This window comes from Dactylosporangium sp. NPDC048998, from assembly GCF_043197855.1.
Taxonomy (GTDB): Bacteria; Actinomycetota; Actinomycetes; order Mycobacteriales; family Micromonosporaceae; genus Dactylosporangium.
Window position 1 is genome coordinate 1 of sequence record NZ_JBICTV010000017.1, and the last position, 21,130, is coordinate 21,130.

Annotated in this window: 19 protein-coding genes and 2 pseudogenes; 10 read left to right on the plus strand and 11 right to left on the minus strand. The window is 72.1% G+C overall.

Annotated elements, in window-relative coordinates:
- A pseudogene (locus ACGFI8_RS30300) lies at window positions 1–390 on the minus strand (LuxR family transcriptional regulator); the annotation flags it as partial.
- Between the two features lie 359 nt (window positions 391–749).
- On the opposite strand from ACGFI8_RS30300, the gene ACGFI8_RS30305 reads away from it, so the two are divergent.
- From ACGFI8_RS30305 to ACGFI8_RS30315, 3 genes are read left to right on the plus strand one after another with little or no spacing between them, the layout of a single operon-like run.
- On the plus strand, window positions 750–947 hold the full coding sequence (locus ACGFI8_RS30305; RefSeq protein WP_392810107.1) for a hypothetical protein: 198 nt from the start codon (window positions 750–752) through the stop codon (window positions 945–947).
- Window positions 948–951: 4 nt separating this feature from the next.
- Window positions 952–1,170: a hypothetical protein gene (locus ACGFI8_RS30310; RefSeq protein ID WP_392810108.1), complete on the plus strand. Its 219-nt coding sequence runs from the start codon at window positions 952–954 to the stop codon at window positions 1,168–1,170.
- Window positions 1,171–1,227: 57 nt separating this feature from the next.
- Window positions 1,228–3,009 (plus strand): hypothetical protein, encoded by a 1,782-nt coding sequence (locus ACGFI8_RS30315; protein ID WP_392810109.1) that lies wholly within the window; start codon window positions 1,228–1,230, stop codon window positions 3,007–3,009.
- 290 nt (window positions 3,010–3,299) lie between these two features.
- On the opposite strand, the gene ACGFI8_RS30320 is transcribed toward ACGFI8_RS30315, so the two are convergent.
- Both ACGFI8_RS30320 and ACGFI8_RS30325 read right to left on the minus strand, forming a co-directional pair.
- A complete protein-coding gene (locus tag ACGFI8_RS30320) occupies window positions 3,300–3,941 on the minus strand; it encodes a LuxR C-terminal-related transcriptional regulator (protein ID WP_392810110.1) in 642 nt (213 codons plus the stop codon).
- The gene (locus ACGFI8_RS30325; protein ID WP_392810111.1) at window positions 3,905–5,680 is read right to left on the minus strand and encodes a histidine kinase; all 1,776 of its coding nucleotides are present in this window, start codon (window positions 5,678–5,680) and stop codon (window positions 3,905–3,907) included. The genes ACGFI8_RS30320 and ACGFI8_RS30325 overlap by 37 nt, the downstream gene beginning before the upstream one ends.
- Window positions 5,681–5,811: 131 nt before the next feature.
- On the opposite strand from ACGFI8_RS30325, the gene ACGFI8_RS30330 reads away from it, so the two are divergent.
- Genes ACGFI8_RS30330 through ACGFI8_RS30340 form a run of 3 tightly spaced genes read left to right on the plus strand, consistent with a single transcriptional unit; the run spans window position 5,812 to window position 8,338 of the window.
- The gene (locus ACGFI8_RS30330) at window positions 5,812–6,708 is read left to right on the plus strand and encodes an ABC transporter ATP-binding protein (protein ID WP_392810113.1); all 897 of its coding nucleotides are present in this window, start codon (window positions 5,812–5,814) and stop codon (window positions 6,706–6,708) included.
- A gap of 1 nt (window position 6,709) precedes the next feature.
- A complete protein-coding gene (locus ACGFI8_RS30335) occupies window positions 6,710–7,450 on the plus strand; it encodes an ABC transporter permease (protein ID WP_392810115.1) in 741 nt (246 codons plus the stop codon).
- Between the two features lie 57 nt (window positions 7,451–7,507).
- Complete coding sequence (locus ACGFI8_RS30340) at window positions 7,508–8,338, plus strand: phosphoribosylaminoimidazolesuccinocarboxamide synthase (protein WP_392810117.1); 831 nt, start codon at window positions 7,508–7,510, stop codon at window positions 8,336–8,338.
- A 10-nt stretch (window positions 8,339–8,348) separates the two neighbouring features.
- Here the strand turns inward: ACGFI8_RS30340 and ACGFI8_RS30345 are convergent, their stop codons facing one another.
- Both ACGFI8_RS30345 and ACGFI8_RS30350 read right to left on the minus strand, forming a co-directional pair.
- Window positions 8,349–9,275: a proteasome assembly chaperone family protein gene (locus tag ACGFI8_RS30345; RefSeq protein ID WP_392810118.1), complete on the minus strand. Its 927-nt coding sequence runs from the start codon at window positions 9,273–9,275 to the stop codon at window positions 8,349–8,351.
- Between the two features lie 64 nt (window positions 9,276–9,339).
- Window positions 9,340–10,002 (minus strand): TetR/AcrR family transcriptional regulator, encoded by a 663-nt coding sequence (locus ACGFI8_RS30350; protein WP_392810122.1) that lies wholly within the window; start codon window positions 10,000–10,002, stop codon window positions 9,340–9,342.
- Window positions 10,003–10,085: 83 nt separating this feature from the next.
- Between ACGFI8_RS30350 and ACGFI8_RS30355 the strand changes: the two genes are divergently transcribed.
- The 3 genes and pseudogenes from ACGFI8_RS30355 to ACGFI8_RS30365 all read left to right on the plus strand — a co-directional run.
- Complete coding sequence (locus ACGFI8_RS30355; protein WP_392810124.1) at window positions 10,086–11,006, plus strand: SDR family oxidoreductase; 921 nt, start codon at window positions 10,086–10,088, stop codon at window positions 11,004–11,006.
- A gap of 26 nt (window positions 11,007–11,032) precedes the next feature.
- On the plus strand, window positions 11,033–11,773 hold the full coding sequence (locus tag ACGFI8_RS30360; RefSeq protein WP_392810126.1) for a TetR/AcrR family transcriptional regulator C-terminal domain-containing protein: 741 nt from the start codon (window positions 11,033–11,035) through the stop codon (window positions 11,771–11,773).
- Between the two features lie 390 nt (window positions 11,774–12,163).
- A pseudogene (locus tag ACGFI8_RS30365) lies at window positions 12,164–13,003 on the plus strand (glycoside hydrolase family 44 protein); the annotation flags it as partial.
- Window positions 13,004–13,659: 656 nt separating this feature from the next.
- Here ACGFI8_RS30365 and ACGFI8_RS30370 read toward each other — a convergent pair.
- Window positions 13,660–13,908, minus strand: a complete 249-nt coding sequence (locus ACGFI8_RS30370; RefSeq protein ID WP_392810334.1) for a hypothetical protein — start codon at window positions 13,906–13,908, stop codon at window positions 13,660–13,662.
- Here ACGFI8_RS30370 and ACGFI8_RS30375 point away from each other — a divergent pair.
- Window positions 13,808–14,137 carry a cellulose binding domain-containing protein gene (locus ACGFI8_RS30375; RefSeq protein ID WP_392810335.1) on the plus strand — a complete coding sequence of 110 codons (330 nt, stop codon included), beginning with the start codon at window positions 13,808–13,810 and terminating at the stop codon, window positions 14,135–14,137. The two genes, ACGFI8_RS30370 and ACGFI8_RS30375, sit on opposite strands and share 101 nt — an antisense overlap.
- Window positions 14,138–14,530: 393 nt before the next feature.
- Here the strand turns inward: ACGFI8_RS30375 and ACGFI8_RS30380 are convergent, their stop codons facing one another.
- The 5 genes from ACGFI8_RS30380 to ACGFI8_RS30400 form a co-directional block, all read right to left on the minus strand.
- Window positions 14,531–15,928 (minus strand): VWA-like domain-containing protein, encoded by a 1,398-nt coding sequence (locus tag ACGFI8_RS30380; RefSeq protein WP_392810127.1) that lies wholly within the window; start codon window positions 15,926–15,928, stop codon window positions 14,531–14,533.
- On the minus strand, window positions 15,925–17,103 hold the full coding sequence (locus ACGFI8_RS30385) for an AAA family ATPase (RefSeq protein WP_392810129.1): 1,179 nt from the start codon (window positions 17,101–17,103) through the stop codon (window positions 15,925–15,927). Before ACGFI8_RS30385 ends, ACGFI8_RS30380 begins: the two co-directional genes overlap by 4 nt.
- A gap of 71 nt (window positions 17,104–17,174) precedes the next feature.
- Entirely contained in the window at window positions 17,175–18,785 is a 1,611-nt protein-coding gene (locus ACGFI8_RS30390; RefSeq protein WP_392810130.1) for an ankyrin repeat domain-containing protein, read from the minus strand.
- Window positions 18,782–19,894: a gala protein gene (locus ACGFI8_RS30395; protein WP_392810131.1), complete on the minus strand. Its 1,113-nt coding sequence runs from the start codon at window positions 19,892–19,894 to the stop codon at window positions 18,782–18,784. The genes ACGFI8_RS30390 and ACGFI8_RS30395 overlap by 4 nt, the downstream gene beginning before the upstream one ends.
- Window positions 19,888–21,120 (minus strand): SDR family NAD(P)-dependent oxidoreductase, encoded by a 1,233-nt coding sequence (locus ACGFI8_RS30400; RefSeq protein ID WP_392810133.1) that lies wholly within the window; start codon window positions 21,118–21,120, stop codon window positions 19,888–19,890. Before ACGFI8_RS30400 ends, ACGFI8_RS30395 begins: the two co-directional genes overlap by 7 nt.
- Between the last annotated feature and the right edge of the window lie 10 nt (window positions 21,121–21,130).

Below are 21,130 nucleotides of genomic sequence, written 5' to 3' on the forward strand. Positions count from 1 at the left end.
TACGCCGGGCATGATGCTCAGCAGTTCGACGCGGGCCGAGCCGGACAGCTCCTCGATCTGCTGCAGGATGGCGTCCATGCCGAGCACCTGGTCGGTCTCGGCCGGATCCGGCGGCGACTGCCGGTCCGCGTATTCGGCCACTATGGCTGCCATGGCGGCCTGACCCGCGGCGATGCGCTGGGTGCGCTGGTCGAGCTCCGCCTGCTGCCTGGCGAGCAGCGACTGGAGTCCGACGCTGGGGGTGACGGCGCGGAAGTGGCCGTCCTGCTCGACGGACTGGCGCAGCAGGGAGAGCTCGAAGAGTTCGTCGAGCGCGGAACGTATCTCGTCCTGCTCGACGGCCAGCTCTTCGGCCAGTTCGGCCACGCCCCAGGCGGGCTTGGTCAACATGAGGCGGTAGACACCTTCTGCGGTCGTGTCCAGACCGAAGAACTCAAGCATGTACTTCCCCCGTGCTGCGATCCCCCGCGGATCGATCGATGTGATCCTCCCAGCGGGGTAAGCGCGGAGCAAGGGGCCGATCACCATGCGAGCCGGACGTGTTCCGGCCCTCGTCGCCGTCTGGTGTTTCGCCGATCCGGGGTTCCCGCGTGGACGGTTCCGGTCAGGCCGGAAGGGGACAAGCGCAAAGCCTTCCCGTCCGCTTCCGGTTCCGGAAAAGTAGTCCTCACCGGAGGGGAAAACGCCACCGGGGAATATCGCAAGAACTGCGGTGACATCAACCAACGCTATCGAACAGGGGCGAAGCCATGTCTTTTTCAGTCCGCCGGATCGGCATCATCGGAGCCATTCTCCTGGCCGTGGCCGCGTTTTTCGCGCTGCAGACGGCGGCGGCCTCCGGACCTGGGCCGACGCGGGCTGACGGCGTCACGGTGACCCCGTCCGACCCTGCTCCGTCCCCGTCGACCACCCCGCCCGCGCAGCCCGACGGCGCGATCTGGGGGTGACGTGATGTACCTGGTCACCGTCGCAATCGAGCGGACCGCCCGAGCCGCGTTCCCGGTCCTCGAACCGAACCTGCTGGTCAAGGCGATCAGGGCGGAAGCGACGCCGGGCGACGGCTTGGAACACATCAGCGCCCGCGCCGGGCCGGATGGTCTGCAGGTCGGACTCTTCTGCGAGGGCTTCGTGCCCGACGATGTCGCCCCGAAGCTCTCCGCCTGCGGCTGATCGGCTGCAGCCCGCAATCCCACCGTAGGTGATCACCGCGGTCACCTTCCACCCCTCATGAAAGGTCAGCCAACAATGCAAACCTCGCATCTCCGGCGAATTCTTGTCGGTCTCCTCGGCAGTGTGATGGCGGTTACCGGTCTCACCGCGCTCGCCGCGCCGGCGCAGGCCTCCTTCACCTCGACCGTCGGCGGCAAGATCACCCGCTCGGAAGTCATGGAACGCGCACAATACTGGCTAGACCATCAGCCCGGCCCTTACACAACCGACGGAAGCGGATACTCACCCGACCCGACCGGCTCGCGGAACTACCGCCGTGACTGCTCCGGCTACGTCGACATGGCCTGGCACACCAGCACGGACAACACGACATACAACATGGCCAACATCTCAAACGTGATCAGCCGCTCCGACCTGCAGCCCGGTGACATCCTCAACGACGAGCAACACCACGTGATCCTGTTCAAGCGATGGACCGACAGCTCGCACGCCGCCTTCGACTACTACTCGTTCGGCTCGACGCCGGTCAAGCTCAAGACCAACATCTCGATCTCCGCGGCGGAGTTCGACGGGCATCCGAACTCCGAATACATAGCCCGTCGATACATCAACATCATCGACGACGGTAGCGCAAAGCAGGTAGACGACGATCCAACGAGCGCCCCGTCGGTAAAGGCCGACTTCAATGGCGACGGTAAGGAAGACATCGCGGTCTTCAACGACATGGGCAACGGCGGTTTGCGCTTGTTTGTGCAGTACGGCGGGCAGACGGCGATGCAGCAGGTGTGGGACGCGCCGAACTGGGGGATGCCGATCACCAGTCTGCGGTTCGTCGCTGGCCACTTCGGTTACAGCTCCGGCAGTGACATCGTCGGATTCCTCGACTACGGCAATGGCCACATCGGCGTCTGGGTGTGGCAGGGCAACAGTCTCGGCACGCCATTCCGCGCGATCGACCTCCCGTCGTGGAGCTTCCCCATCACCAGCTCGCGGTTCACCACGGGCGACTACAACAACGACGGCAACACGGACATCGCCGTGGTCACCGACATGGGCGGCGGTCACCTGCGGGAGCACGTAATCTACGGCGGGCAGTGGAACCTGGGCCTGCAGCAGGTGTGGGACGCGCCGAACTGGGGGATGCCGATCACCAGTCTGCGGTTCGTCGCTGGCCACTTCGGTTACAGCTCCGGCAGTGACATCGTCGGATTCCTCGACTACGGCAATGGCCACCTCGGCGTCTGGGTGTGGCAGGGCAACAGTCTCGGCACGCCATTCCGCGCGATCGACCTCCCGTCGTGGAGCTTCCCCATCACCAACTCGCGGTTCACCACGGGCGACTACAACAACGACGGCAACACGGACATCGCCGTGGTCACCGACATGGGCGGCGGTCACCTGCGGGAGCACGTAATCTACGGCGGGCAGTGGAACCTGGGCCTGCAGCAGGTGTGGGACGCGCCGAACTGGGGGATGCCGATCACCAGTCTGCGGTTCGTCGCTGGCCACTTCGGTTACAGCTCCGGCAGTGACATCGTCGGATTCCTCGACTACGGCAATGGCCACATCGGCGTCTGGGTGTGGCAGGGCAACAGTCTCGGCACGCCATTCCGCGCGATCGACCTCCCGTCGTGGAGCTTCCCCATCACCAACTCGCGGTTCACCACGGGCGACTACAACAACGACGGCAACACAGACATCGCCGTGGTCACCGACGTCGGTGGCGGGGCGATGCGTGAACACCGGATCTACGGCGGCCAGTGGAACCTGGGCCTGCAGCAGGTATGGGATGCACCGTATTGGGGGTTCCCCATCACCAACCTCCGGCTCGCGAAATGACGAGCTGACCCAGCCGGCGGTGGGGGCGAGGGCCATGTGGCTCGCGCCCCCACCGTCAATCGCTGGTTGAGGAGGCTCAGCCCGGGTGTTTCAGGATCGGTGATCCACGAGATGGACATGAACGCGAAGGTGCCTTCTGAACTGGGAGAATGAGGCTTGTCGAAGGTCTCATCACACCGGTACGGAAGGCACTTTCTGGATCCAGATTACCCGGACACGACCGAAACTCACCGTCACCGCCGACGGCAACGGGGGGTCGCTCACGCCGGGACCAGGGGGCCTAGGGACTGCTACTGCCCCTGGAGATGAGCCAGCACGGCCAGGACGCGGCGGTTGTCGTCGTCCGAGACCGGCAGGTTCAGTTTGCCGAAGATGCTCGCGATGTGTTTGCCCACCGCGCTCTCGCTCAGGAACAGCTGCTTCGCGATCGCGGCGTTCGAGCGGCCCTCCGCCATCAGCGTCAGCACCTCGCGCTCGCGCGGCGTCAGGGTGCCCGACTGCGGGGTCGGGCGGGAGACCAGCTTCGCGATCACCGAAGGATCCATGACGGTGCCGCCGGAGGCGACGCGGCGCACCGCGTCGATGAACTGCTCCGCGTTGAACACCCGATCCTTGAGGAGATAACCTACCGCGCCCGTGCCGTCGGCGAGGAGCTCCCGGGCGTACAGCTGCTCGACGTGCTGCGAGAGCACGAGTACCGGCAGGCCCGGGACCTCGCGGCGGGCGGCCAGCGCGGCCTGCAGGCCCTCGTCGGTGAAGCTCGGCGGCAGCCGCACGTCGACGACGGCCACGTCGGGGCGGTGCGCGAGCAGGGCCTCGAGCAGGGCCGGGCCGGTGTCGACGGCCGCCACGATCTCGAAGCCGTGGCTCTGCAGCAGCAGGACCAGGCCGTCCCTCAGGAGGTAGAGGTCTTCGGCGAGGACAACGCGCAAGGCAGCTCCAGCGTCGCGACGGTCGGCCCGCCATCGGGGCTGTTGATGGCGAACGTTCCGTCGAAGGTACCCAACCGCCGCTCGATCCCGCGCAGCCCCGTGCCCCGCGACGGGTCGGCGCCGCCCTCGCCGTCGTCGGTGACGCTGATGCGCAGCAGGCCCTCGTGGTGGCGGATGTCGACCGTGACGTGCTCGGCGTGGCCGTGCCGGACGGCGTTGGCCAGCAGCTCGCTGACCGCGAAGTACGCCGCCGACTCCACCGGCGCGGCGAGCCGCCCCGTGAGGCGGCCGGTGACGGTGACCTCGGCCGCGGTGTCCAGCGCGAGGGCGCGCACCGCGTCGGGCAGGCCGCGCTCCGACAGTACCGGCGGGTGAATGCCCCGGACGAGGTCGCGAAGCTCGGTCAGCGCGGTCTGCGAGGTCTCCCGCGCCTGGGCCACGAGGCGGCGGGCGGCGTCCGGGTCGGTGTCCATGAGCCGCTCGATGGCGCCGAGGGTCAGGCCGACCGAGATGAGCCGCGCCTGGGCGCCGTCGTGCAGGTCGCGCTCGATGCGGCGGACCTCGGCGGCCTGGGCGTCGACGGCGTCCGCGCGGGTCTGGGTGAGCCGCTCCACCCGCCGCCGCAGCCGCTCCTTGGCCGTCGGCCGCAGCAGCAGCGGGGTCCAGCGCGACACCAGGCGCAGCACCGGCCGCGCCACCGCGAGCGCCCCGGCCACCAGCAGCACGCCGGCGACGAGCCCGGCCGTGCGGTTGCCGGCGACGGCGCCGTACCAGGTGCCCCACTCGGCGCCGGTCGCCTCCGTCTGCACCCACGGCAGCGCCAGGCCGAAGGCGCCGTACACGCCGGCCAGCGCCGGGATGCCGGCCAGCACCCCGGTGACGACCGCGTCGGCGCCCAGCCACACGAGGTCCCGCCAGGTGGCCGGGTCGTGCCAGACCCACTGCCAGCGCGCGTTGAACTCCGCCATGCCCTCGGTCTTGTACAGCGACCTGTGCACCCGGTAGAGCCCGTCCGCGCGCAGTTCGGGGCGCAGCCGCGGGGTGTACGGGCGCTCGACGGGCTCGCCGGCCCACCCGACGTACTGCCGGCGGAGATTGACCAGCCAGCGGAAGTGCGTGAGCCCGACCGGGATCACGAAGATGATGCCCAGGCCGAAGCCGACCGTGAAGCAGGCGAGGGTGACCGCGAGCAGCGCCACCTGCAGCACCGCGCTGAGGAACAGCAGGCCGCAGCGGGCCCAGTCGAGCAGGACGCGGTCGGTGCGCCGTGGGCGCTTCACCCGCGTGGTCGGGCGCAGCAGGCAGGCGCTCCACGCGGCGACCCCGCGCACGGTCCACGGTGCGACCGGCAGCCCGATCGGCACGACGAGCAGCACGACGAGCGGGAACCACATCAGCCAGATCAGGTCGCGGTGCGTCGCCGGGTCGTTGACCATCCAATCCAGCCGGCGCATGTAGTTCGGGAACCACGGGCCGCGGTACAGGGTCGCGTCGTGCCGGTAGAGCCCCTCCTCGTCCGGCTCGATCGGTGGCGGGGGCGGCTGGTAGGGCTCGGCGATCTCGCGGCCGAGCCAGGCGCCGAACTGCACCCGCCGGCGGTTGGTGGTCGCCCGGGCGATCCGCAGGCCGGTGATCACGCCGACCGCGAGCAGCAGCACCGAGCCGAGGAACTCGGCGAAGACGAGCAAGGCCAGGCCGAGCAGCTGCGCGCTGCGGGCCAGCGCCCTCACGTAGGTCATGCGATCAGCCTCCGTTCCCGCGCCGCCGCAGACATCGGTCCTGGCTACCGGAGAGGGGTGTAGCTATCCCCACCCCAGCTCGGCGTCCAGCGTCATTCTGCCGGGCCGTGGAAATCGCGAGAGTTCTCGGCATGACAGTCATCGACGTTCAGCAGTTGCACAAGCGGTACGGCGACCGCGTGGCCGTGCAGGACGTGTCCTTCTCGGTGCAGCGCGGCGAGATCTTCGGCATCATCGGGCGCAACGGCGCCGGCAAGACCACCACGGTCGAGTGTGTCGAGGGCCTGCGCGTGGCCGACGGGGGCAGCGTGCGGGTGCTCGGCCTGGACCCGCGCGACCCCGCGGTGCGCCAGCGCCTCGGCGTGCAGCTGCAGGAGTCGCAGCTGCCGGACCGCATCCGGGTCGGCGAGGCCCTGGAGCTCTTCGCGTCCTTCTACGACAACCCCGGCTCGCCGGCTCGGCTGCTCGAGCAGCTGGGGCTGGCGGAGCACACGAAGCAGCAGTACAAGAGGCTCTCCGGCGGCCAGAAGCAGCGCCTGTCGATCGCGCTGTCGCTGGTCGGCTCGCCGGAGGTCGCGGTGCTCGACGAGCTGACCACCGGGCTGGACCCGCAGGCCCGCCGGGACACCTGGCAGCTCATCTCCGACATCCGCGACCGGGGCGTGACCGTCCTGCTCGTCACGCACTTCATGGACGAGGCCGAGCGGCTGTGCGACCGGATCGCGGTCGTCGACCGGGGCCGCACCGTCGCGCTGGACACGCCGGCCGGGCTGATCCGGCGGGTGTCGTCCGGCGTGACCGTGACCTTCCGTCCCTCGGCGCCGCTCGCCGCCGAGGATCTCGCCACGGTACCGGGGGTGGGCTCGGTCGGCGTCGAGGACGGGCTCTTCACCGTCACCGGCAGCGGCAACCTCGCCCACGAGGTGTCCTCGGCGCTCGCCGCCCGCTCGGTGGTGCCGCTCTCCCTGAACATCGTCCAGGCCGACCTCGAGTCCGCCTTCGTCGCCCTCACCAGCAAGGAGTCCTGACATGCGCGCCCTGGCCCGCCTCACCCTGATCGAGACCCGGCTGATGCTCCGCGAGATCTCCCCGCCGATGTTCACCGTGCTGCTGCCGGTCGCGCTGCTGGTCGTCTTCGGCCTGCCCGGCAACACCCGCAAGCCCGACCCGGTCCTCGGCGGCCACCGCAGCATCGACACCCTGATCCCGTCGATGTCCATCATGGTGACGATGGCGATGGTGGCGTTCTTCATGCTGCCGGTGGTGCTGGCCACCTACCGCGAGAAGGGCGTCCTGCGCCGCTTCGCGACCACCCCGGTGAAGCCCGCCGCCCTGCTCGGCGCCCAGCTCGTCATGAACGCCGGCGTCGTGCTGGTCTCGATGGTCCTGACCCTGGCCATCGGCGTGGCGGCGCTGGACATGCGCCTGCCCGACCTGCTGCTGGTGGTACCGACGTTCCTGCTGGGCCTGCTCGGCCTGTTCCCGATCGGGCTGCTGGTGGCGTCGGTGGCGGGCACCGCGAAGGCCGCGACCGGGTACGCCTTGGCGCTGTGGTTCCCGTCGGCGTTCTTCGCCGGGTTGTACGTCCCCGTGGAGTACATGCCTTCGGTCCTGGGCCGCATCGGCGACTTCACCCCGCTCGGCGCCTTCCGACAGGCGATCCAGGCCGCCTGGGTCGGCGATGTGCCCCGCCCGCTGCACCTGGCGGTGCTGGCCGCGAGCTTCCTGGTCGCCGGCGGCCTGGCGGTTCGCTACTACCGCCCGGCGTGATGGACCGCCGCCGCCCGGATCGCCGTTGGCCGAGGCCGAGCCGATAGGCTGACCGGCGTGGAACTCCTGCACTCCGGCAAGGTCCGTGACGTCTACGCCGACGGCGACGACCTGATCCTGGTGGCCTCGGACCGCATCTCCGTCTACGACGTGGTGCTGCCGACGCCGATCCCGGACAAGGGCGCCGTGCTCACCCGGCTGTCGCTGTGGTGGTTCGAGCAGCTCGCCGACATCGTGCCCAACCACGTGATCTCGGCGGCGGACGTGCCCACGGAGTTCGCCGGCCGGGCCATCCGGTGCCGCCGGCTCGCGATGCTGCCGGTCGAGTGCATCGCGCGCGGATACCTCGCCGGTCTGGGCCTCTCGGAGTACAACTCCCGCGGTGAGGTCTCGGGGGTGCCGCTGCCCGCCGGGCTCGTGGAGGGCTCGCGCCTGCCCGAGCCGATCTTCACCCCGACGACCAAGGCACCGGTCGGCGAGCACGACGAGTTCGTCACGCTCGACGAGGTGCGCGAGCAGATCGGCAAGGACCTCGCGGACGAGCTTCGCGACCTCACCCTGCGGGTGTACAACCGTGGCGCGGCCCTCGCCGCCGAGCGCGGGATCGTGGTCGCCGACACGAAGCTCGAGTTCGGCCGGGCCCCCGACGGCACGGTGGTGCTCGCCGACGAGGTGCTCACCCCGGACTCGTCGCGCTTCTGGCCGCTGGACCGGTGGGAGCCGGGCCGGACCCAGTTCTCCTTCGACAAGCAGAGCGTGCGCGACTGGTCGCTGCGCAGCGGCTGGGACAAGACCGCGCCCGGGCCCGAGATCCCGGACGACGTGGTCGCCCGGACCCGGGCCCGCTACGTGGAGGTCTACGAGCGGCTCACCGGCACACCCTGGTAGGCCGGCCGGCTCACCCGCCCAGGGGAGGCTCGTCCCCGCGGGTGTGCTCAGCGAGGAAGCGCTCCAGCTCGGCGCCGATCTCGTCCGCGGTCGGCAGCGGCGCCGGCGACTCGGCCAGCAGGTTGTTGTTGCCGGCGCGGCCCCGGGTGTAGGCGTCGTACTGCTCCTCCAGCGCCCGCACCAGCGAGGCGGCCTCGTCGGCCTGGGCGATCTGCACGTCGATCTCCGAGCGCACCGAGTCGGCCGCGGTGTGCAGCTCGTCCATCGGCACCCGCAGGCCGGTCGCGGCGGCCAGGCACGCCAGCAGCTTCTCGGCCGCCGCCGGAAACTCCGCCTGCGCGACGTAGTGCGGCACGTGTACCGCGAAGCCGAACGCGTCGCGGTCCTGCTGGCCGATGCGGAACTCGAGCAGGTTGCCGACGCTGCCTGGCACCTGGACCCGCTGCAGCCACGGCTCGAAGCCCGCGATCAGGTCGCGGCTGGTGCCGTGCGCGGTCACGCCGGTCGGGCGGGTGTGCGGTACGGCCATCGGGATCGCGGTGAGCCCGACGGTGGCGCGCACGTCGAAGCGCTCGATGAGCTCCAGCACCGCCGCGGTGAACCGCTCCCACTGCAGGTCGGGCTCGGGGCCGTCGAGCAGCAGGAACTCGGTGCCGGTCGCGTCGCGCAGCACCCGCAGCAGCAGCTGGGGCTGCTCGTAGTGCTCCCAGTGATCCTCGACGAACAGCATCGCCGGGCGCCGGCTGCGGTAGTCGTAGAGCTGGTCGAGGTCGAACGTGGCGATCGTGCGCGGCGAGCCCACGGTGAGCAGGTGCTCCCGGGCGAGGCGGCTGGCGTTGCCGGCGTCGACGAAGCCCGTCAGCGCGTGCACGAGCACCGGCCGGTCGACCGCCGGCAGGTCGTCAGTGAGCTCGTAAAGTTCGCTGGGGTTCAGCACCGCAACGAGTCCCTTCCTCTGTTTAGTCCTGCAACCCGTCCGTACGTCCGATCATTCCATCCGGTCATTCCATCCGCGGCGTGCGGCCTCCGCTTCGCTCCGGACCGGTCATGCCACCCGACACGGCCCAGGGATTGGTGAGGATCGCGTACACGAGCTCGTCCACGGCTGGCGTCAGCGACGTGAACGACGGGCCGGCGCCGGTGTACGGGTCGGACACCTGCAGCATCATCTCGTGGACGCCGCCCACCAGCGCGATCGCCAGCAGCGGCGACAGCCGCGGGATGGCCGGGTCGGCGGCGCGGGCCTCCTCCACCACCTCGACCAGCGCGTCGGCGAAGCGCCGCTGCATCTGCTGGCGCAGCCGGAACGCCTTCGGGCCGGCCGCCTGGATCTCCACCAGCAGCGTGCGGGTCACCGCGGGCATGCTCTCCAGCGCGGTGAGGTACGCGGTCACCCAGTCGTTGATCATTTCCTTCCACGGCCGGCCGCCCTCGCCCGCGGCGCCGCGCACGACGGACAGCAGCTGCTCGCAGCCCTGCTCGTACAGGGCCATCAGGCAGGCCTCCTTGTCCGCGAAGTGCTCGTAGAACGTGCGCTTCGACACCCGGGCGTGCATGACGATGTCCGCGATCGTCGTGGCCGCGTAGCCTTTCCCGGCGATCGCCTGCGCCAGCCCGCCCGTGAGGTCCAGCCGCAGCTCCTCGGCGGTCCTGGTGCTCGTCATGCGGTTGCCTCGCCCTTTCGCGACAATGTCTCCAGGTGTTAGTTTGCCTGGTACTGAACGGTACCGCCGATGGGAGGGCCCGTGTGAAGCGCACCTTGTCCGGCCAGGTGGTGCTCGTGACCGGCGCCGCGCGCGGTATCGGCGAACACACCGCCCGTGAGGCCGCCGCCCGCGGCGCCCGGCTCGCGCTGGTCGGCCTCGAACCGGAGCGGCTCGAGGCGCTGGCCGCAGAGCTCGACGCGGTCTGGTTCGCCGCCGACGTGACCGACCAGGCCAGTATGGCGGCCGCCGTCGAGGGGGTGCTCGGCGCGTACGGGCGCATCGACGCCGTCGTGGCCAACGCTGGCGTGGCCAGCCGCGGCACGGTGGCCACCGGCGACGTCGAGGCCCTCGTGCGTACCGTCGAGGTGAACCTGATCGGCGTCATGCGCACGGCCGCGGCGTGCCTGCCGCACCTCATCGCCGCGCGCGGGTATCTGCTCATCGTCTCCTCGGCGGCCTCGTTCGCCGCGCTGCCCGGGATGGCGCCGTACTGCGCGTCGAAGGCCGGCGTCGAGCACTTCGGCAACGCCCTGCGCCTCGAGGTCGCCCACCACGGCGTCGCGGTCGGCACCGCGCACCCCTCGTGGATCGACACCGACCTCGTCCGCGACGCCCAGGACGACCTGCCCGCCTTCAAGGACTCGCTGCGCCGGCTCCCGCCCCCGCTGGGCTCCACCACCTCGGTCGAGCGGTGCGCGGCCGCGTTCGCCGACGCGCTGGAGCGCCGCCGCCGCAAGGTGTTCGTGCCACGCGGCGTGATGTTCGTGTACTGGCTGCGCACCTTCCTCAACAGCCGCCTGTCGGAGAAGGTCATCGAGTCGCAGGCCCGGCGCAGTGTCCCGGTCATGGAGCAGCAGGTGCGCTCGCTGGGCCGCGGCTTCGGCGCGCACACCGCCGCGGTGCCGCCCGACCGGCCCGAGCCGCCCTCGCCCGGGTTCATCGCGCACCGCTACCACCGCTGAGCCGCCGGGTGCGTCAGACTACGGGCATGCCGACGGACGCGCCCCGACCCCCGATCTGGGCGCGCCCGGAGCCCAGCGCCCGGGCGCCCCGCTTCAGCCGCGAGCGCATCGCCGCCGCCGCGCTCGAGATCGCCGACGCCGAGGGCATCGCGGCGGTCTCGATGCGCAACGTCGCCGCGCGGCTCGGCGCCGGGACGATGACCCTCTACAACTACGTGGAGACCAAGGACGAGCTGTTCGCCCTCATGGACGACGCGCTCATGGCCGAGGCCGTGGTCCCCGCGGACGAGCTGCCGGCCGGCTGGCGCGAGGCGACCGCGGAGATCGCCCGGCGAACCTGGACCGTGCTCACCCGTCACCCGTGGGCGATCACGGTGGGGCAGGGGCCCGCCATCGGCCCCAACGCGATGCTGCACTTCGAGCAGAGCCTTGCCGCGCTGGCCGGCACCGGGCTCGACAACGCCGCCAAGCTCGACCTGCTTGCGATCGTCGACGCGTACGTCTTCGGCAGCGCGCTGCGCGCCGCCGACGCCCGAGGCCGCGGCGAGACCGACCCGGCCGAGGTCGAGGCGATCGTCGCCTACGGCATGCGGCAGCTGCACACCGGCCGCTTCCCGCACACCGCCGCGCTGCTCGGTGGCCGCGACCCGCGCGACGCCGAGGTGGCCGGCCCGCCCGTCGACGAGGCCGGCGTGGCCGCGCAGTTCGAGCGCGGCCTGCAGGCCGTCCTCGACGGCGTGGCCGCGCGCATCATGTTCGGGGTCTAGGTGAGTCGGCCGCGACCCGTGAAAGTTTCGATGATTGTTGATGTCTCTGGTCGGCGTCGTGGCCCGCGACATCCGTTACTTTTCGTAAGAGGCGCAGCTCGGCGGCCCGCCGAGGCCCGTCCCGCGGCGGCCGGGCCTCGGCGCCTTCGTTGACTGGTCCGTGGCGCAAATCTAGCGTGCTCACCGCCCGCCGTACGGCCGGCCGGACAGTCCGAGAGGTGAGCGATGCGACGAGTCTTCACGCTGGCACTGTCGGCGGGCCTTCCGCTGCTCGGTGCCGGGATCTTGGGATTGACCACGCTCCCCGCCCACGCGGACGCGGTCACCGGACCGACGCTCAGCGTCGACCTGACGGCCGGCAACCATCCGATCAGCGCTGACATCTACGGCATGAACTTCGCCGACGAAGCGCTGGCCAAGGAGTTGAAGCTTCCGGTACGCCGCTGGGGTGGCAACGCCACGACCCGCTACAACTACGCCCTCGACGAGACCAACCGGGGCTCCGACTGGTACTTCGAGAACGTGGCCGGCAATGCGGACCCGGCCAAGCTGCCGAACGGCTCGGAGACCGACAAGTTCGTCGATCAGGATCGCAGGACCGGCAGCGGCTCGATCCTGACCGTGCCGCTGATCGGCTGGGTGCCCAAGGCGCGAGACGCTTCGTGCGGGTTCAGCGTCGCGAAGTACGGCGCGCAGCAGGCCACCGACCAATGGCGCCCGGACTGCGGCAACGGCATCAGGCCCGACGGCACGAAGATCACCGGCAACGACCCGCGGGACACCAGCTCGCCGGCCGGCGCGGACTACGTGAAGGCGTGGTTGAACCACCTCACCACGACGTACGGTACGGCCGCCAAGGGCGGCGTGAAGTACTACAACCTCGACAACGAACCGGACATCTGGTTCAGCACGCACCGGGACGTGCACCCGACCGGCGCCACCTACGACGAGATGCGCGACCAGACGTACGCGATCGCCGGGGCGGTGAAGGCGGCCGACCCGGGCGCGCAGACCCTCGGTCCGGCCGGGTGGGGATGGAGTTCCATCACCCGATCGGGCTACGACCAGCAGGCGTGCGGCCTGCCCACGCCGCCGCCGAACTGCTGGTCCAGCCCGCCCGACTACACCGCGCACGGCAGCGTCGACTTCGGTGCCTGGTACCTCGGGCAGATGCAGGCGTACGAGCGCTCGCGCGGCGTCCGGATCCTCGACTACTACGACAACCACTGGTACCCGCAGGCGTCGAACGTCACGCTGTCGAACGCGACCGACCCGACGACCAACGCGTTGCGGCTGCGCTCCACCCGCAACCTGTGGGATCCGACGTACGTCGACGAGAGCTGGATCAACCAGGCCACCCAGATCATCCCGCGGATGAAGAGCCTCGTTGCGGCCAACTACCCGGGTACGAAGACGGCGATCACCGAGTACAACTGGGGCGCGCTGGGCGACATCAACGGCGCTCTGGCGCAGGCCGACGTCCTCGGCATCTTCGGCCGCGAGGGGCTCGACCTGGCGACGCTGTGGGATCCGCCGACGGCCGGCCAGCCCGGCGCGTACGCGTTCCGGATGTTCCGCAACTTCGACGGCCTCGGCTCGCAGTTCGGCGACACCAGCGTCAAGGCGACCAGCACCGATCAGGACAAGCTTTCGGTGTACGCGTCCACCCGCGCGGACGGCACGGTCACCCTCGTCATCATCAACAAGACCGGCCAGGAGCTGAGCAGCCAGGTGAACTTCACCCCCAAGCTCCCGGCGGGCCTGACCGCCAAGCTCTACCAGTTCGGCGCGGCGGACACCTCGAAGATCGTCGCGCTGCCGGGCCGGCAGGTCGTGCCCGCACCGGTCTGCGCCACCTGCCCGCCGCTGGCCACCATGACCGGCAGCTACGCGGCCAACTCGATCACGACCGTGGTCATCGGCGGCCCCGGCGCGTCGCCGTCGCCCTCGGTCACGGTGTCGCCCTCGGTATCGCGCTCGCCGTCGGCGTCACCGTCGGTGTCGGTCTCGCCGTCCGCGTCGCGTTCGCCCTCGGTGTCGCCGTCCGCGTCGGCGGGTGCGTCCTGCACGGCGACGTACCAGATCACGAGCCAGTGGTCCGACGGCTTCCAGGGCGACGTCACGGTGCGCAACACCGGCCGGGCACCGACCAACGGCTGGACGGTCACCTGGACCTTCGCCAACGGGCAGAAGGTCACCCAATACTGGAATGCCACGGTGACGCAGGCCGGTGCCGTGGTCACGGCCAAGAACGTCGCCTACAACGGGACGATCGCCACGGGCGGCAGCACGAGCTTCGGGTTCCTCAGCAGCTGGACCGGCGCGAACACCGTTCCCGCCGCGGTGACCTGTTCAGCGACCTGACCGCCCAGCCGGCCTGGCGGTCCAGCCGGATCGCCAGGCCGGCGAGGTGGCTCGGTCACAGCCGGCGCGCGCCCAGGGCCAGACACCGGCGCGCATCCTCGATGAACAGCACCCGCCCCTCGCCGAGCACCGCGGCCTGCTCATCCGGTCGCCGGTTCGCGGGCTGGCGTCCTGGACCGCGTGCGCCCGCCCGAGCGATGGCCGTGGCCGCCCCGGCCTTTCGCTCTGCGGCGGCCTCGCGGCGGCTTGGCGGCGGCCTTGCGGCGGCGGCCAGGCCGTGTGCTTCCGCGCTGGGCGGCCTTCTGTCCTCGCGTCGCCGTCCGTGCGGAGGCTGCCGCGCCTTTCCGCCGGCCGCCCGACCTCGCCGATCGGTGAGCGGGGGCGGAGTCGAGGTCAGGGGCGCGGGGACGCGCGGGTCGGGTGGTCGGTGATGTGGATGGCCTCGATCCACGACGGTGGCGTCGGCGGACGCTCGCCGACCAGGCCGGCGATCAGGCGGCAGCCGGTCGGTTCGGCGGGCCAGGGGGTCGCGCCGTCGGTCAGGACGACGATGATGTTCGGTGGGTCCGGGGCCGCGCGGGCGCGTTCGATGCCGACCCGCATGTCGGTGCCGCCGCCACCGCCGAGCTGGACCTGGTCGGCCTTCGTCACGCGTGTCACGGCGTGCACGTCGGCGTCGCACGCCAGCACCGTCACACGGTTGCCGCGGATGCCGACCGCGCGCAGCACGCCGGTCACCTCGCCGAGCGCGGCGCCCAGGTCGTCGGCGCTCATCGAGCCCGACGTGTCGATCACGATCGCCACGCGCGGGAGCGGGCGGCGCAGGCTGGGCAGCACCACGCCCGGGAGGGCGCCGCTGCGACGGCCGGGGCGCGCGTACGTGTAGTCGACCGCGCCGCTGGCCCACACCACTGCCTGCCGCAGCGCCCCGGTCAGCAGCCGCCGCCAGTCGATCACCGGCTCGGCGATCTCGTCGGCCCACCGCCGCCAGCCCGCTGGAACGGTGCCGCGCGAGCGCACGTGCGCGCGGATCGCGTCCGCGGTCTGCCGCCGGATCGCGTCCGCTTCGACCGCGCGCACGGCGGGCGCCCCGTCGGTGCCGAGCTCGCCTGCCACCGGCCCGTTGTGCGCGCCCGAGCCGCACTGGACGTATACCACGGGCGAGCGCGGGATGCCCGCCAAGTACTCCTCGAACAGCCGCCCCGTCGCCAGCCCGAACGTCTTGGGCTCCACCCGGTCGACCGGCAGCGCCAGCCCGTCCTCGACCAGGTCGTCGTTGATCTCGCAGTCCTGCGCGAGGTTGACCCGGTGATGGTCCTCCCGGTCGGCGTGCACCAGCCGGTCTGCCCGCCCGTGGTGGTCGCGCAGCAGGTGCGCCACCTCGTGGATCCACACCCCGGCCAGCTCCTCCACGGAGTGGGCCGCGACGAAGTCCGGGTTGACGTAGAGCCGCCAGTGCCGGTCGACGCCCATCGTCGCGAGGTGCCAGGCCGGCACGACGGACAGCGAGTAGAGCGCCGAGGCCAGGTAGGGCCGCTGCGTCGCCGCCCGATACCGCGCCGCGAGCAGCCTGGTCCGGTCGAGCACACTCCCCGCCGCGGGCCGCCGCTCAAGCTTCGCCGGGTCGACGCCGAGCACGGACTCCTCGTCCGCCGCGTCGCCCGACATCGCCGCCGCGGCCGGCAAACCTGGCACGGAGTCGCCGGGCGAGGGGGCGGCCGTGGGCGAGGCGCCGGGCGGGGACGCGGCCGTGGGCGGGGAGCCGCCAGGCGGGGACGCAGCGGTGGTCATCGCAGCGCGCCCGACAGGCGGAGGATGTCGACGAATGCGTCGATCGTCGGCGGGACCGGCCACGACCGCTCGCGCATCGTGGCCAGGTCGGTGGCGGCGCGGGCGGCCACGTCCGGTACGCCCGCGTCGACGGCCTTGGCCAGCACCGTCCACGCGGCCTCCCAGCGGGGGCGGGTGGTGTCGGACTGGACCGCGGAGACGACCGCGGTGAGGAACGCCAGCTGGCGGTCGCCGCGGTCGGGCAGGGCGAACGCGTCCGGGTTGGCCAGGACCCGGTTTGGGTCGGGCAGGTCGAGCTCGTCGAGGTAGTTGATGAGCTCGAGGCCGGCGCCGTCGCCGATGGCGCCGATGAGCGCGGTCGACAGGGCCTCCCGCGAGGCGTCGCTGGCCAGGGCGAAGGTGAGCAGGCGCAGGGCCATCTCCCAGGTGCGCGGGGACGGCCAGGCGCCGCCGCGGGCCTCGGCGTCGGCCGGCAGGTGGTGGGTGAGGCCGGGGCGGGCGGTGAGGAAGCCCGACAGCGTGCCGCGGGCGCGGGCCAGCGCGGAGCCGGCCCGGCGCGGGTCGATGCGCGGGATGTCGGCGGTCGGCCAGGTGCCGGCCAGGCCGCGGGCGACGACTGCGGGGTCGTGCGTCCAGTGCAGGTGCACGAACCGGTTGGCCAAAGGCGGGCTCAGGTGCCAGCCGTCGGCAGCACTGGCGGGCGGGTTGGCCGCGGCGACCACCCGGATCCCGGGCGGGAGCTCCAGGCTGCCGACCCGCCGCTCGAGCACCACGCGCAGCAGCGCGGCCTGCACGGCCGGCGGCGCGGAGGACAGCTCGTCGAAGAAGACCAGGCCGACGCCGCGGCGGGTGAGCCGGACCGCCCAGTCCGGCGGGGCCATCGGCACGCCCTGGGTCGCCGGGTCGTCGCCGACGACCGGCAGGCCGGCGAAGTCCGACGGCTCGTGGATGCTCGCGATGACGGTCTCCATCGGCACCTCGAGCCGGTCGGCGAGCTGCTGCAGCGCGGCCGACTTGCCGATGCCGGGCTCGCCCCACAGCAGCACCGGCAGGTTGGCCGACACCGCCAGCGCCAGGGCCTCCAGTTGGACGTTGTCCCGCCGCTCCACCCGGGTCGCGCGCGTCGCCGCCAGCAGTTCGTCCGCCGCCGCCAGCAAGGTCGATGCCTCCGTCATGCCGCCGAGAGTAGCGAGGGGGTACGACAAAACCGGCTCTCCACAAAGGACTTCCAGGTGAGCGGGGGTGTTTACAGCAGCAGTTCGGCGAGGAAGGGGAGGTCGTCCTGCCGGTGCCGCTCGAACGCGTCGGCGATGCTGTCCCCGACGAAGTCCTCACCGTCGGCGCGGGCCCCGGCGTCGAGCAGCGCGCGTACCAGGGCGGGCGAGCCGTCCCCGTGCACCGCGGCGTGCAGCGGCGTCCGGCCGCGGTTGTCGCGGTCGTCCACGTCCAGCCCCGCCGCGAGCAGCCGTCCGAGCAGCGCGATGGCCGGCTCGCCGAGGTGGTCGAGGCACGGCAGCAGGTGCAGCAGGGTCCGCCCGTGTGGGTCCCGCGCGTGCGGGTCGACGCCCGCGTCGAGCAGCGCGACCACTCCGTCGAGGTCGCCGTGCTGGGCGCGAAGCAGCAGGTCGCGCCGCTGCTGTTCGAGCCGGCGGGGCAGCCGTACCGAGCGGTCCCGCCAGCCGTGCGCCGCGGCGAAGCATCCCTGCAGGTCGCCGCCGAGCGCGCGCAGGGTCTCCTCGCGGCGGCGCTCGTCCTCGCCGTGCGGGATGCGCAGCTGCCCGCCGTCCCAGCCGACCTCGTGCCACTCGCCGCCGCATCGCACCCGCACGACGCCGTCACGCGAGCGCCCTGAATTCGATATTTCGGAAATGTCGGGAATGACCAACTCCGCGGCGCCGCCGGTCGGCTGCGGGCCGCCGTCAAACGGCCGCGCGGCGCCGGGTGGCAACGAGCCGCCGGCGAACGGGGCCAGCAGGGGGCCGATCAGTGGGTGCAGGTCGGCGGGGGAGAGGAGCCCGAGGCGTACCAGGTGCAGGTCGACCGGCCGTCGCAGTGGCTCGATCCGGACCCGGTCCGGCGTGTCGGGGCGCCGCCAGTTGCTCGATTCCACCCACTCGGCGCGCGGGCGGTCGGTGTCGAGGTCGTGCAGGCGCAGGTCGTGATAGGCCGAGACGGCGATCGATACCGTCGGGAGGCCGGTCGCCCGCGCGGCGGCCAGCAGGCACGACGGGTCGGCGTCGAGTGCGGCGAAGTCCCGGCGGAGCCTCGCGGTCCGCCACTCGCCCTTGCGGCCGCTCGGCGGCTCGGGCACCTCGACGCCGGCCGCCGCCCATGCCTCGGTGGGGCGGCCGGCGTCCTGCCGGGCGAGGACGGTGAGGGCGTTGGGGCCGCACGTGCGCGCGACCAATTCGCCCGCGTGCCAAGCGTGCCAGAGATGCCGCGAGTCCGTCCAATCAACCTCGATGTGGTAGCGCTCCTCGTCGACGTCCGTGACGACGTGCAGGGCCAGCCGCTGCGTGCCGAAACCCACGCGCGGGGTCGCGACGGCGAGGGCCGCGGGTCCGCGCCGGGCCAGCGTGATCAGCGTCCGGGGGTCGATGGTCGTCTCGCCGCGCCCGGGGGAGCGGGGCATGTGCCAGCGCAGCAGGTCGGGTACGAGCTGGCGCAGCTCGTCGGCGAACGGCGCGAGCTCGCGCTTGCCCGCGGCCACCGCGATCCCGGCGGCGGCGCAGGCGGCGCGCCAGTCGCCGGCCAGGCGGGCGGCGGTGGCCGCCTCGATCATCGGGCGCGGCACGGCGTAGCGGCGGATGCGGCACCAGGCGCCGAGCTCGGCGCGGGGGACGAGGGTGCCGCTCACCGGTACACGCTTACGATCTCGCTCGCCAGCGGGGGCTCGCCGCCGGGCAGCAGCTCGGCGATCGCGCGCTTGACGCGGCGCGGTACGTCGGGGCCGAGCGCGAGCCGGCGCAGCGCGGTGCGGCCGCTCTGGACGGCGGCGAGCAGGAGCTTGGCGCCGCGGCCGCGCACGCCGGTGTGCCGCAGATCGAGGCGGCGCAGCGGGCTGCCGGGCAGCGCCTCGGCGAGCACCGCCGCGCCGGGGTCGCCGATCGTGTTGTCGACGGCGCCGAGCACGCGCAGCGACTGCGGCCGGCTGAGGTCCAGGCTGTCCAGCAGCGGCAGGCGCGCGGCGACCGGCCCGGCGTCGGTCAGGCCGTTGCCGCCCAGGCCCAGTGTGGTACTGCCGGATGAAAGCTCCGACAGCAGCCGGGCGGCGCCGTCGTCGCCGAGCCGGTTCGCGGCGAGGAAGAGGCCCGTCACCCCGCACTCCGACAGCAGCCGGCCGAGCAGGGGCGCGGCGGACGGTCCGAGGCCGTTGCCGCCGAGGAAGACGCGGGTCACCGGCCGCGACCGGGCCGCGAGCGCGTCGACCAGCTGCGCCAGGCCCGCCTCGGTCAGCCCGGTGTTGACGAGGTCGAGGGTCGAGATCGACGAGTTGCTGCGCAGCATCGCCGCCAGCGACGCGATCCCGGCGTCGCCGAGGGGGTTGCGCTTGAGCCACAGCGCGGTCACCGTCGAGTCGCCGGCGAGGCGCTCGAACAGCGGCTCCGCGCCGCCGGCGTCGATCGCGTTGCAGCCGAGGTACAGCGTCTGGACGCCGTGGCCGGGGGCCAGCGACGCCGCCAGGGCCGCCGCGCCGGGCGCGCCGAGGCCGTTGGTTCCGAGCAGCAGGTGTACCGCGTGTGGTGAGCCGACCACGCGGTCCAGCACCCGGGTCACGCCGTCGGCGCCGAGCCCCTGCTTGCACAGGTCCAGCCGCCCGTCGGGCTGGAGCGTGCCCAGCGGGAACCGCTCGGTGCCGCCGACGTCGGCGGGGTCGGCCAGCCGCGACAGGAGCGGCTCGAGGAGCGTCAGATCCGCCTGCGGTACCGCAGGAGCCGCCAGCACCGGACACGCGATCTCTACCACTGCACCACCCGGTAATCCTTGAGGAACACGCCGTGCACCCGGTCGCCGTGCACGCCGCGCACGATCGGGTCGTAGACCCGCGCGGCGCCGTCGACGACGTCCAGCGGCACCCGGAAACCCTTGCCGTGCAACGCCTCCCGCGCAGGCTGCGGCCGCTCGTCGGTGACCCAGCCGGTGTCGACGCTGGTCACGTGGATGCCCTCGGCCGCATACTCGCCCGCGATGGTCCGCGTGAGCATGTTCAGCCCGGCCTTGGCCATGTTGGTGTGCGGGTGGTTGGCGGTCTTGTTCTCGCGGCTGAAGCTGCCCTCCATCGCCGAGACGTTCACCACGTACCGGTCCGGGAACGGCGAGGCGCGCAGCAGCGGCCGCAGGCGCGCGATCAGCAGGAACGGTACGAAGGCGTTGATGACCTGCACCTCCATCCACTCGCGCGGGGTCACCTCGTGCAGCTTGAGCATCCAGCTGTTGACGGGGCGCAGGTCGAGCGGCTCGCCGGTCTCGTCGAGGGCGCCGGCCGGGAAGAACAGCTCGGCCGCGGACGACGGCAGGGCCGGGCGGCCCTCGGCGGCGGCGAGCTCGCGGTAGTACGACGGCGGACGCTGGATCGTCTGCGCGGCGTTGTTGACCAGGATGTCGAGGTGGTCCCAGCGTTTCGCGACGGCGTCGACGAGGCCGACGACGCCGGGCAGGTCGAGGAAGTCCACGCCGTGGATGTGCAGGCGGGGCAGCCACTGCCCGGCGTCGGGGACGAGCCCGAAGCGGCGCGCCGCGTCGCGCGGGAACCGGGTGGTGACGACGACCTCGGCGCCGTCGCGCAGCAGCTTCAGCGCCGTCTCGAAGCCGATCTTGATCCGGCCGCCGGTGACCAGCGCGCGGCGCCCCGTGAGGTCGCAGCGGGCGGTACGCCGGGCGCCGTTGCCGGCCGCGCACTCCGCGCACATCTGCGGGTAGTCCTGGGGAACCGTGCGATACGGGGACTTGCAGACGTAGCAGCGTCTCGGCCGTACCAGATCGGGATCATCGGGGGAAGGCGCGGTCAGCAGCCGGCGGTCGTGCTCGCCGGCCGCCGCGCGCCGGGCGCTTCGCTGCCGTTTCTTCCGGGATTTGTACGCCTGGTCGACGGCCTCCCGCACCGCGCGCGCCCGCTCGTCCGCGGGGTCGGCGTCGCCGACGGCGGCGAGCACGCGAAGGCACGCCTCGACGTCGGCGGGGTCCAGCGGCACCGCAGTATGG